Genomic DNA, 12,008 nt, shown 5'->3' on the forward strand with positions numbered 1-12,008 from the left:
ATCTTCAGTTCATGTTCGCCGTCTAAACTAAGGGTGTCGGAAAAGAGATAGGAGGGATGAACAAGTGAATATGGCATGGAAAGAAATGAAGAAAAATAAAACAAGGTTTTTGATTTTAGGTTCCATCGTATTTCTCGTCAGTTTTCTAACGTTTATTATATCGGGCTTGGCAAATGGACTGTCCCAGGACAATGCGGCATTAATTAAGGATCTGCCAAACGGCCAATTTTACATGACGGCAGACGCGGATCAAACCTATAATCTTTCACGAATCGATACGAGCGTCCAGGACAAAATTTTAAACGATCAAAGAGAGGCGGTTGCCCTTTCCATTCAAATGGGTTTTGTAAATGATGGCGCAGATAAGCAGCAAAGTGTTGTTTTTGTCACTTCAACCGATTCCGATTTGCTGCCACAGGTTGGAAAAGGGGAAATTGTGCTCGATCGTTCTTTAGAGGAGAAGGGCATAAAAGTAGGGGATACGTTAACGAACAATCAATTTAGCGGTGAGTTCATTGTCAAAGCGTTTGTTGACCAAAAGAAATTTAGCCACGCGCCCGTCGCTTTTATTAACATGATCAACTATCAAGAAATTTATCGCGTTCGTGAAATGCAACTGATCTTTGTCCCTGAATCAGATGCAACGCTTGAGATTGCTGGGTTGGAATATTTTTCAAATAAACAGTTTCTTGATACAATTCCGAGCTATAGCGCGGAACAGCTGTCGCTTAATATGATTGTTTGGTTTCTCGTTGTGATTAGCGGCATGTTGTTTGCGATCTTTTTCTACATGATGAACGTTCAAAAAATAGGTTTATACGGCATTTTGAAAGCAATTGGTGTGAAAACAAGCGCTTTATTTAAAATGATGTGGACCCAAATGTTGTTGATTACCATCGTTGCTCTCGCCATCTCAATCGCGCTCAGTCAAGCGTTTATGGTCGTGGCGCCAGCAGGGATGCCTTTTAACCTCTCTTTTACAACTACTGTTCAACTTTCGATTATTTTTCTAGTCATCGGGTTTATTGGCGCGACGCTGTCAGGATTACAAATCAAAAAAGTAGAACCATTACAAGCAATCCAGCAAGGAGAGGTGTAAGATGACGATCTTTACAATCGACCAAGTTAAAAAAAGTTTTAAGATAGGTGAAGTAGAAGAAGAAATTTTAAAAGGAGTTAATCTTACGCTGAACGAAGGTGAAATTACAGCCTTGGTCGGCGCATCTGGCTCGGGTAAAAGCACATTGCTTACGATTGCCGCGGGACTTCAGCCTGCTTCAGATGGGAAGGTTCTATTCGAAGGGAAAAACATGACGACCCTCAGCGCGGAAAAAGTTCGGGAAATCAGGGCCAAAAAATTTGGCTTTGTGTTTCAATTTGCCCATTTGGTTCCATTTCTCACCGTTGAAGAACAACTCATGCTGATGCTCGACGTGTCTGAATTGAATATGAAGAAAAGCATGAAGAAGGAACAAGTTAAACGCACCCTGGAGCTTGTTGAAATGGATCATCGAATTGATGCCTTTCCAACATCGCTATCGGGCGGGGAAAAACAACGCGTCGCGATTGCCCGCGCGATCATCCATCAACCGAAAGTGTTGTTCGCGGACGAACCGACGGCAAGTTTAGATTCAAAACGATCGAGAGACGTAATGACGCTCATTCGAGATTTAACGAAAAATCTCCAGATTACAACGCTCATCGTAACCCATGACGAGGAAATGCTTTCCTACGCTGATTACATCATCAAAATGAGCGATGGACAAATTGTCGATATGAGTGAATCCCGATTAATGGGCGACCTTGCCCGCGTTTGATTCATCCCAATCGCCCACTCGTCGGCTAGCCGGGTGAATCCACTTTTCTTCCATAATTTCGCTAGTGACAGTGTCAGCGTTGATGTGATAAATTAAATCATGCAGTCACGACAGATAACATGAAATAGCGCGTAGTCGCGGCTTATCATTTGTCTGATGATAAGTTGAGGAAAGTCCAGGCTCGCCTAGCGCTGAGATGCCTAGCGTGTTCGCGCCATCCGCAAGGGTGGGCAGTCGATCGGTTCGGCTGACGGCGGTGAAATCAGGCTAAGTCCCCTTTTTTCAAAAAGAGGATATGCTGAGAGTAACCTGAAAGTGCCACAGAGACGATACGCGATTCGAAAGAGTCGCGCTGGAACGGGTAAACCCCGCGAGCGAGCAACCCAAACGATGGTAGGGGCGCCACCTAGAGGGAATTCAACCAAAAAGGTGGATCAGCAAACAAAACAACAGCTGATAGTTAAATGACTACACCTGTTTGCGCCAGCTTAGCGAGCGACATGAGCGCGCAGGAACAAAACCTGGCTTACAGCTATTTCATTGCGCTAAATATCATAAGCATACGACGAACCTTCTACGACAACGTAGAAGGTTTTTTGCTGTCCATAAAATGGCGCTTGCATACTTTTATCTGTTTCGAATATAATAGGAACAAACGCTCTGTTTGGAGGCGAAAGGGCATGATTCGCGAACTACGACGGTACCTTTCAACGGGTCAACTTTGCGAGATCATTTATTTGGATCAAACGGATCGGATCAGTCAGCGGCAAGTGAAGCTCATGTCAATCAAAGGGGATCAGGTTACCGCTTATTGTTATACGCGTCGGGCGATTCGCTCTTTTTACATCGCAAATGTATTGGCTGTAGGACCTGTCACGTTCAAAAAAGAAGCGTAATGAATGAGTTTTGGGGTACGCTATAGCAAAAAGGGGAGCGTACATAAGAAACGATGGCGGATAAAATCACGAGGCAACAACGGAGTAACACGATGCGCGCGGTCCGATCGCAAGGCACGAAGTTAGAACAAGCGGTTACAAAAAGATTGTGGACGATGGGGTTTCGTTTTCGTAAAAATGTGCAGAAATTGTTCGGAAAGCCTGACCTTGCGATTCAAAAATACAAAGTGGTTCTTTTTATTGATTCATGTTTTTGGCATGGTTGTCCGCTTCATTGTCGAATGCCGCAAAGCAATACCGCGTATTGGCAACAAAAGATCGAACGGAATCGAACGCGGGATGAAGAAGTGGACAGCTACTATCATGAAAAAGGGTGGAAGCTGCTGCGAATATGGGAGCATGATCTTAAGGAAGATTTTGAAGGAACAATCGAGCGCATTGCTTCTTTTATGAAAGAAGCAAAAACCCGTTCCACCTAACGGCGAAACGGGTTGCTAATAAATGCATTACGTTGTGGGTGTTACTCATCTCATCTAACAAGTAGGGAGGGGTCACTCCCTACTTAACAATTAAACTTTGAAACGCTGCGCGTACATTTGTAAATCCTCAGCTAACTTGGAAAGCGCTGCTGCGGAAGCGGTGATTTCTTCCATGGAAGCAAGTTGTTCCTCAGATGCGGAGGCGACGTTTTGGGTATTGTCCGCCGACAGTTGAGCAATGTTCGTAATTTCATCGATTGAGGCTTGCATTTCTTCTACACTGGCAGACATTTCTTCTGAAACGCTTGAAGCTTCTTGGATTTGGCTAGCGACTTGCTCGATATAGTTTACAATAGTTTCAAATCCAGCTTCCGCTTTGCGTACGACCTCCATTCCAATTCCAACTTCCTTCGTGCCATCATTCATGCCTTTCACCGCGTCAGATGTATCTTTTTGAATCCGTTGGATTAAGGATGCGATTTGCTCCGTCGAGTCTTTGGATTGTTCCGCTAAATTTTTTACCTCATCGGCGACGACGGCAAAGCCCCGACCATGTTCGCCCGCTCGCGCGGCTTCTATCGCGGCATTGAGCGCTAGCAAGTTTGTTTGTTCCGCGATTGAGTTAATGACTTCCGTAATATTTTCAATTTCTTTGGAAAGATCGCCTAAGCTTCGCACGACGGATGCGGAATCTTCGACAACAAGTTGGATTGTATTCATTTGTTCAATGACCTTTTGCAATGATTGATTGCCTCGATGCGCCTCATTGGTTGTTTCTGTTGCTAATTCAGAAACGGTTGTAGTCGTTTCCGCTACTTGTTGAATCCCTGCGACCATTTCGCGCATCGCATGAGAACTATTAATAGCGCCTTGTCCTTGCGCTTCAGCTCCGCTCGCGACTTCTTGAATGGCGGTTGTAATTTGGGTGTTTGCTTCCATCGTTTGCTCCGCGCTGGCGGTAAGTTCTTCGGCCGAGGCAGCAACTTGTGACGAGTTGGCGCTCAATTGTGTAATGACCTGCCTTAGATTGCCTGACATTTGATTGAACGCGGTAGCTAGATCGCCAATCTCATCGTTATTTCGAATGTGGATATCATCAATGGTAAGATCGCCATCCGCTATTTTTGAAGCTGAATCGGCTAAACGAACAATCGGCCTAGAGATGAGGCGCCCAATCGCATAAGCAATGGCGGTTGCGAGCAATACAGCAATAGCCCCGATTATGAGCAGATTTTTTTTCGTTTTATTTACTATTTCTGTGTTTTCTACAATCGATTTTTCCGCAATTTCAAATTGGAAGTTGGCCATTTCCACCGCGTGGTTATCCAACCGATTGACAATTTCACGCCCTTCATTCGTTGAGATCGTTAAATAATCCTCGTTATTTTGCGCTTTTAAATCAAATAAATGTTCCGTAAATTCATTGTACTCTTCTTGGGTCTTATTCATTGCCTCAAGCATGTTCTGGTTTTCTTCTAAATTCAATCGGTTGAGTAAACTTGTGTATCTATCTTGGAACTCTTCCTTTGCCTCGTTATAATCTTGCATGACGGACTGTTCGCCTGAAAGCAGGTAGCCGCGTCCTGCTACGATGATCTTTTTAGATGCGATTTGCAAATCTTTTACTTCCATCGCTTTGATCATTCTTTCTTCGATTAGTTCTGTATAGCTTTGATTGATAGCATTAATTTGATAATAGCCAATTCCGATAATCATAATAAGAACAAGGATGATGATCGAAAAACCACCTAGCAGTTTTTTGTTGATATTGAATCTCACTTACATTCCTCTCCTATCTCGTTATTTATTATATGAAGGCATAGAAAAAAGTAATCTATGATTGAAAACGAACATCGCAAACATAGATTACTGAGTACAAGATCACGGTAATCGGCAACTGGCTGGCATGTAGCTAATCACCGCTACGTAAGCCCCTCTAGTTTTGCGTCCACACCTTTCGGTGTGTTTGCCCTAATCGAAAAACAAAAGACTATGAAGTTGAATTTAAAGAACCGATAGTATAATATAGACCATACAAACGGTGGTTCTGTGTCCAAATGTATACCTATCTTATTTAAACATACTATTCCATTGTTTGGAACCCCAAGTAATAATATATTTTTTCAAAATAGAAAACACCTCGCCTCACGCGAAGGTGAGTTGAGGTGTTGGTTGTTGCTTCTATATTTTGAAGCGATGAATATGCGCTTGTAATTGTTCAGCCATCTCTGACAGAGCTTCAGCCGATGATGTCACTTCTTCCATTGACGCGAGTTGTTCTTCTGAAGCGGAGGCTACATTTTGCGTGTTGTCAGCAGACTGTTGCGCGATTCGCGCAATTTCTTCGATTGTGGCATTCACTTCTTCCACGCTGGCTGACATTTCTTCTGAAGCGGCGGACGCTTCTTGGATTTGGGTCGCGACTTGGTCGATTAACGATAAAATTTGTTTGAATCCTTCGCCTGTTTCACGGACAACCTCTAGTCCGACGCGCACTTCCTCCGTTCCATGACCCATTGCTCGAACCGCTTGCGCCGTGTCCTCCTGAATTCGTACGATTAGACTCGTGATTTGTTCCGCTGACTGTTTAGATTGCTCCGCTAGCTTTTTCACTTCATCGGCAACGACGGCAAAACCTCGGCCATGTTCGCCCGCTCGGGCCGCTTCAATCGCTGCGTTCAATGATAACAGGTTTGTTTGATCGGCAATCGAGGTAATCGCCCCAATAATATCGCCAATTTCAAGCGATAGCGTCCCAAGCCTTTCGACGACGATAGCAGAATCACCAACGACTTGATCGATTGTGTTCATCTGTTCGATCACTTTTTGCAGTGACTCGCTCCCTTTGTTTGCTTGTCGTGTCGTGTCGGATGCTAATTCTGCTACCGAAGCGGTTGCTTCCGCGACTTGGGCAACCCCTTGGGCCATTTCACGCATCGCTTGAGCGCTTTCCATAGCTCCTTTGCCTTGGGTTTCTGCGCCGGAAGCAACTTCTTGGATGGATATTGCGATTTGTTGGGTTGCTTGTGAAGTTTGTTCAGCGCTTGCGGTTAGCTCATCGGCGGAAGCGGCGACATGAATTGCATTATCGCTGACTTGACCGATTACTCTTCTTAAATTCGCCGCCATTTGATTAAACGAACTTGCCAACTCGCCAAGCTCGTCTTTGTTTCTGACTTGGATCTGATCGGTTGTTAAGTCGCCTCCCGCAATCCTATTCGCAGATTCGGCAATCGTCCTGATTGGTTTTGAAATAAGACGACCCATTAGGATTGCTGTTGCGCTTCCAACGATAATGGCGAGCAAGCCAACAATTAAAATTTTTGTCTTTACCTCACTGACTTGTTTCGTATTTTCGGCGCTTTCTTGTTCTAGTAATTCAATTTGGTGATTTGCAAGATTTGTTGCCTGCTCATCGAATCGGGCGATCGTGTCACGACCTTCATTGATAACCAAGTCGATGTAACCGGCTATATCATTTTGATCTTTCGATGCGAACAAACGTTCAGCGAGATCATCGTAATCTTCAGCTGTTTGACGCAATCCATCCAGCATTTTAATGTTTTCGGGTTTTGTAAGCGTACTTCTTAATAGACGAGATTTTTCATCGTATTCTTCATGCGCAATTTTATAAGCTTGCAACGCATAGGGATCACCTGTAATTAAATAACCGCGTGTATTGATCATGACATTCTTTACTGCCATTTGTAAGTCTCTTACATTCATCGCTTTCACCATCCGATCGTCAATTAGATGGGAATAACTTTTGTCAATTTTTGTGATTTCATAAAAACCAAAACTAATAATCCCAATTAACAACAGGATGACTATCGAAAAACTACTCAATAATTTCTTGCTAATCGTCCAGCGCACTGCAACCGCCTCCTCATATCTCTAAGTTGAAATTGTAAATGCTTTCTAGATTCAAATTGAACAGCAATCTGTGTTAATGAGTGACGAAAAGACTGAGCGCTACTTAAGCGGGTTTTTAAAGTAGGGCATACGCATTTTCGACGTTCTCTCTGATTCTTATAAGATATACAACAATTGAAACTAGAACCTTGATATCAATTATAATTTTTAGGGAAGTTCCGAACAATAGCTAGGACGAATCTTTTGTTAAATCTTGGTGAACGGTTAATCCTGTAAAAATCAGCGCGCTTCTCATCTAAGCAAAGTGAAGTTCACTTGCGCAATCCCTTGGGGCTTTCATTGTCGCCTTGGCCTTGCGTATCCGAGTCGCTTGTTGATCTAGTCTGTTAACGGGTTATAAGTCATTTCTCCTACTATTTGATTATAGGAAATAACTACTAGGGTCACAGGAGATTGGGGTGAAATGATTGTCGAAATAGTTCTAAAGTGTGTCGGGATCGCGCCAAAGGTTTGCTCAGTTAGCGACTTGTGCTTTATAATGAACAGCATATGTTTTTTTAGGAAAGCTGATGGTGGAGTTCATGTTTTATAATTCGGGGCCAGAAGATGTTCGACATTATTGGACGAAAACCACCGCGCATATGTCGATAAGTTGCCTACCTAGAGCCTAGTCGAGTTAAGTATAATTAAGAAGCACTGGAATAAAACGGATGCCTGTTTATCATCTGGCCGATTTTCAGGCTTATTGCTATACTAATATTTAAAATTTTAGAGGAAGAGCAGGAAATTGGTTATAAATGGATTGCGCAAGGAGATAATCATGTTCAATGACACTGAATTTTTTATAAATGCTTTTCTTCAAGCGCCGAAGGGAATGGCTTTAGTATCGATAGAAGGAAGCTTGATAAAAGCGAACCAGATGTTCTGTAAGTTGTTAGGGTATGAGCAAGCTGAGCTAGATGGTATGTCGTTGCGTGAGCTAATGGACCCATCTGATTTTAATTATGAGCGTCACCAGCTTGAGCAACTATTGGCGGGGTCCAATTCAATTTATGAGGCTGAACAAGGTTGGATTGATAAACAAGGAAGATCGATTCGCATCCAGCAAGCGGTTTCCATTGGTGGCTCTGGAGAACGCTTATTTTATATTTTTCAGCTACAACTCGCTGTATCGTTACAAGAGAAGAGCTTAACCCCACGTGATCTTGAAGGGGTATTAACAAAGCAGGCGTTGCCTGATGAACAAAAGTTTTTGGAAGCGGAGTTGGGCCAATATCGTACGCGATTGCGGCAAATTTTAAGTGTAGCAAATATAGGGACATCTCTCGTCGATTTAAAAGGCAATATAATGGAAGCGGATGAAGTGTTGCAACAGATGTTTGGTTATACTGAACAACAATTAAAAGAAAAAACATTCTATGAAATTACCCATCCCGATGACGTTCATTTAAATCAGACGCTCTATGAGGAATTAATTGCGGGTAAACGTGACAATTATCATTTAGAAAAACGGTATATCCGCAGTGATGGCCATGTTATTTGGGGTGATCTGACGGTTTGTATTAATAGGCAGGAGTCGCCTACGATTACGGCAATGATTAAGGATATTACAGAGCGTAAACAACTAGAAAATCATCTGCAGGAAAGTGAAGAACGATTTCGAATGATTGCGGAATACGTAAGCGATGTGATCTCGATCCGCGATCATGAAGGACGGTATACTTATCTATCGGCGGCTAGTTATCCTTTGTTAGGTTATCGTGAGGATGAATTACTTGGTCAATCAGCCATTCAGTTCATTCACCCTGAAGATCGAGATTCTTTTCTGAAGGAGTACGATACGTTAATGAAAACAGGCCAGGTATTGTCTACGTATCGATTTTGTAAAAAAGATGGAAACTACTTCTGGGTGGAATCTAAATTGCGGGTTTTTCATCAAGTGAATAACGAGATAAAAATCATTGCGATTTCGCGCGATATTACGAGACACAAAAAACGAGAGCAAGAATTACAGGAAACACAGCGATTATGGCAACAATTATCAACGATCGATGGCGTAACGGAAATTTATAATCGTCGTCATTTTGATGAAACGATTCGTCGCGAATGGTCCCGCTGTAGAAGGAATGGGCATCCCATTTCGTTGGTCCTCTTGGATATTGATTTTTTTAAAGACTATAACGATACATATGGGCACTTAAAGGGTGATGTTTGCTTAAAACTTGTCGCCCAGACGATTAAAAGAACGGTTCAGCGGCAGGGCGACCAAGTTTTTCGTTATGGCGGAGAGGAGTTTGCTGCGCTTCTTCCTGAAACGGATGAACGGGGAGCGAATGAGGTTGCTGAGCGAATGAGATTGGCGATTATGCAGTCAAAGATTTCTCATCGTAAATCCCCGATTAGTCCTTATGTCACCATAAGCGTCGGTTATGCGACGAGTTCACAGAAAGCAAAGCTCGATATTCAGCAATTGATGCTTCAAGCGGATCAAGCATTGTACCTAGCGAAAAACCAGGGCAGAAATAAAGTGAGCGGTATGTTTTAGTTTACCGCGCCTGATATAATAGAAAGGACTACAATGAAAGGGTTGATCACATTTGATTAAGGTCATTCCAGGGGATTTGTTAACGGCGCTGAAAGAAGGCAAAGTAAATGTAATTGGGCATCAGTCCAATTGTTTTACTGAAATGAGCGGGGGAATTGCAAGGCAAATAAAAAATCAATTTCCTGCAGCATATGAGGCTGATCGAGCCGTGACGTTGTCCCCCGAAGAGCGACTCGGTAAAATTAGCTATTGGAAAGACAAGGATAAAGCAATTGTCAACCTATACGGGCAATTTCATTTTGAAGTTGGGCCACGTCAAACCGATTATGATGCGTTACGGAGCGCGATGATATTAATGCTTCAAAAGATTAATGAGTGGGAAAAAGAAGATTCAGCATTTAAAGCAGTCATCGGCTTTCCTTATCAAATTGGTTGCGGGCTGGCTGGCGGAGAATGGGATATTGTTGAAAAAATTATTGAAGATGTGTTTGTCACGGAAGGAAAACGAGAGGTCGTACTCTATCAATTCCAACCGTAAATTAAAAGAGACGCACAACAATCAATGAAATAAAAGAGACCTTAGTAGGGAAGTGAGTCTATCTAAGGTCTCTTTTTAATTCACAATAAATTTAATTGATATTTGGAAAAAATTTGTTCATAATTAAAAGTGTGGTTGTATTAATATTTGACAATTATCCACCGCTATTGCGATCCATCGTATATCCCATTTTTTATGATCTTTTCACTTTTCACAGCGATGGGAATAAATGTGAAATGATGCAAGGCTACTTTTTCAGTAAGCCGTTGCCCGCTAAGGAAATCGAACACATCTTTGAGAAAATAGGCGCAGGTCAGATGTCGCCCCGTTGGTAACAAAGATAGATAAATAAACAGAGGAATACCTCATTATAATGGAAAGTTAACAAGCGGAGTAGATCATGGATCTGTAAAGGATTAGAGGCAAGTCGTAGCGAAAAAAGCGGGATTTTTTGAACGGATGTTTAAGCGGTATGGAGAGATGAAAGCTGTTTGGAACTTGCCGATTTCCACCCGTGGGAAGTGAAATGGGTTTTATTCTCACGGCGGTCGGGCATTCTTAGTTCGTCATGCTAACCGTTTCATATTTTACGAACCCGAACCGCGGAGAACGATCGTCCTACCATGCGTACACAGTTAGCGACGAAAACAACGAAATGCATGCTGAAAATTGTAAAAAAGCTGTTTGATTAAGCTCAATTTGCTAGTATTGCGCTTATTTTACAACGTATAACTCCGGTTTCTTCGATCCTTTCTCTATGGATCTATAGAGGATCCGAACCAACATGCCGAAGGACAGAAGCGTAAGCGCTAACACAACCCAACCGTTATCGAAAAAGTTAATCGAGTAACCTATAAAAAGAGAAATAACAGACATAACAATACTTAAATTCATAATTCTATCCTTCCTTCATCCCATTTTTAAAAATTCGCCCTAACGTAAGCGCTTCCAGATTCCTCATAGTTTGCTCAAAAAGCCCCTCATTTAAATCTGTATTATGATTCGCCGCAGCTTCTCACTGACTTCTTCTAATTGTGTCAGCTTTGTGAACGTTTGATACACGTATTGTACACTAAATAAACTGCGTTGAAAAGAGAAAAGTGAGATAATTTTGAAAGTAGAGCAAATTAGGCTTCTTTTGAACAGTTTATTTTAGCGTGGTAATTCCCGACGCTTTTCGAATATTGGCGTTGATCCGGATGGTGTACAATAAAATAAATGCTCCTATTGAGGTGTAAAGGAAGGTATAATATGATCGGTGACATCAAGAGTGATTCACAGACGCAAAGAATGGACAAGCAACTTGCAAGTGTTGAAAAGATGGATATACAAACTGTCGTTGAAATCGTGAGGGAAGTGTATCGGATTGATCTTTTGTTTGCTTCTGATAATGGTCTCGGGCGGCTTCCCGATTCTTATAATGATGAATTGAAGCGAGTGATCGCGCAGAAAATGCGATTGTCGCCTCACTCTCTTGTCTTTATGGAACAGCTCCGTTCAATGAAGAAAATTGAGTTACTTCGCTTATTAATAGAAGGAACAGAGCAAACGGGCCCACGCTTGCGGCAGTCGATTAATCAGATTTTTGGAATGAATCTTGACGGAATTTCAACGTTGGAAAATAGCGGCGTTTCCCTCTTTTCAAAAGGGCAATGGTTAGCTCGTAAAGAGACGGACTTACTCGTTGCGCAAACGAATCAAGAGGATACGACTGTGATCATTTTCCCAACTGCATCATTTCAATCTATTGTGGGTGATCATCGGCTATCGTCTGAAGCGCACCAAGCTTTATTGCAATTGGGCTTTGCTTATTTTGATGAGATGGCTTATTACGAGTACACTCAGCAGCAAGGCTATTCC

General features: G+C 42.4%; 8 protein-coding genes, 1 other RNA gene, 1 pseudogene and 1 riboswitch. Of the genes and pseudogenes, 8 read left to right on the forward strand and 2 right to left on the reverse strand.

Annotated elements, in window-relative coordinates:
- Positions 1-64 precede the first annotated feature (64 nt).
- From BEP19_RS04900 to BEP19_RS04920, 5 genes are all read left to right on the forward strand, one after another.
- Positions 65-1,099, forward strand: coding sequence for an ABC transporter permease (locus BEP19_RS04900; RefSeq protein WP_120188692.1), 1,035 nt, complete (start codon positions 65-67; stop codon positions 1,097-1,099).
- Between the two features lies 1 nt (position 1,100).
- Complete coding sequence (locus BEP19_RS04905) at positions 1,101-1,817, forward strand: ABC transporter ATP-binding protein (protein WP_120188693.1); 717 nt, start codon at positions 1,101-1,103, stop codon at positions 1,815-1,817.
- A gap of 123 nt (positions 1,818-1,940) precedes the next feature.
- An RNA gene (rnpB, locus tag BEP19_RS04910) (RNase P RNA component class B) lies at positions 1,941-2,351 on the forward strand.
- Positions 2,352-2,497: 146 nt separating this feature from the next.
- Positions 2,498-2,713 carry a WYL domain-containing protein gene (locus BEP19_RS04915; protein ID WP_120188694.1) on the forward strand — a complete coding sequence of 72 codons (216 nt, stop codon included), beginning with the start codon at positions 2,498-2,500 and terminating at the stop codon, positions 2,711-2,713.
- A 53-nt stretch (positions 2,714-2,766) separates the two neighbouring features.
- The gene (locus BEP19_RS04920) at positions 2,767-3,192 is read left to right on the forward strand and encodes a very short patch repair endonuclease (RefSeq protein WP_120188695.1); all 426 of its coding nucleotides are present in this window, start codon (positions 2,767-2,769) and stop codon (positions 3,190-3,192) included.
- 90 nt (positions 3,193-3,282) lie between these two features.
- On the opposite strand, the gene BEP19_RS04925 is transcribed toward BEP19_RS04920, so the two are convergent.
- Both BEP19_RS04925 and BEP19_RS04930 read right to left on the reverse strand, forming a co-directional pair.
- Positions 3,283-4,971, reverse strand: coding sequence for a methyl-accepting chemotaxis protein (locus tag BEP19_RS04925; protein ID WP_120188696.1), 1,689 nt, complete (start codon positions 4,969-4,971; stop codon positions 3,283-3,285).
- A 110-nt stretch (positions 4,972-5,081) separates the two neighbouring features.
- Positions 5,082-5,173: riboswitch (cyclic di-GMP riboswitch) on the reverse strand.
- A 200-nt stretch (positions 5,174-5,373) separates the two neighbouring features.
- Positions 5,374-7,065 carry a methyl-accepting chemotaxis protein gene (locus BEP19_RS04930; RefSeq protein ID WP_120188697.1) on the reverse strand — a complete coding sequence of 564 codons (1,692 nt, stop codon included), beginning with the start codon at positions 7,063-7,065 and terminating at the stop codon, positions 5,374-5,376.
- Positions 7,066-7,885: 820 nt separating this feature from the next.
- Here BEP19_RS04930 and BEP19_RS04935 point away from each other — a divergent pair.
- The 3 genes and pseudogenes from BEP19_RS04935 to BEP19_RS04950 all read left to right on the forward strand — a co-directional run.
- Positions 7,886-9,610 (forward strand): GGDEF domain-containing protein, encoded by a 1,725-nt coding sequence (locus tag BEP19_RS04935; RefSeq protein ID WP_120188698.1) that lies wholly within the window; start codon positions 7,886-7,888, stop codon positions 9,608-9,610.
- Between the two features lie 52 nt (positions 9,611-9,662).
- Positions 9,663-10,148 carry a macro domain-containing protein gene (locus BEP19_RS04940; RefSeq protein ID WP_120188699.1) on the forward strand — a complete coding sequence of 162 codons (486 nt, stop codon included), beginning with the start codon at positions 9,663-9,665 and terminating at the stop codon, positions 10,146-10,148.
- Between the two features lie 1,251 nt (positions 10,149-11,399).
- A pseudogene (locus tag BEP19_RS04950) lies at positions 11,400-12,008 on the forward strand (hypothetical protein); the annotation flags it as partial.

It is taken from the genome of Ammoniphilus oxalaticus (assembly GCF_003609605.1).
In the GTDB taxonomy this organism is placed as follows: Bacteria; Bacillota; Bacilli; order Aneurinibacillales; family RAOX-1; genus Ammoniphilus; species Ammoniphilus oxalaticus.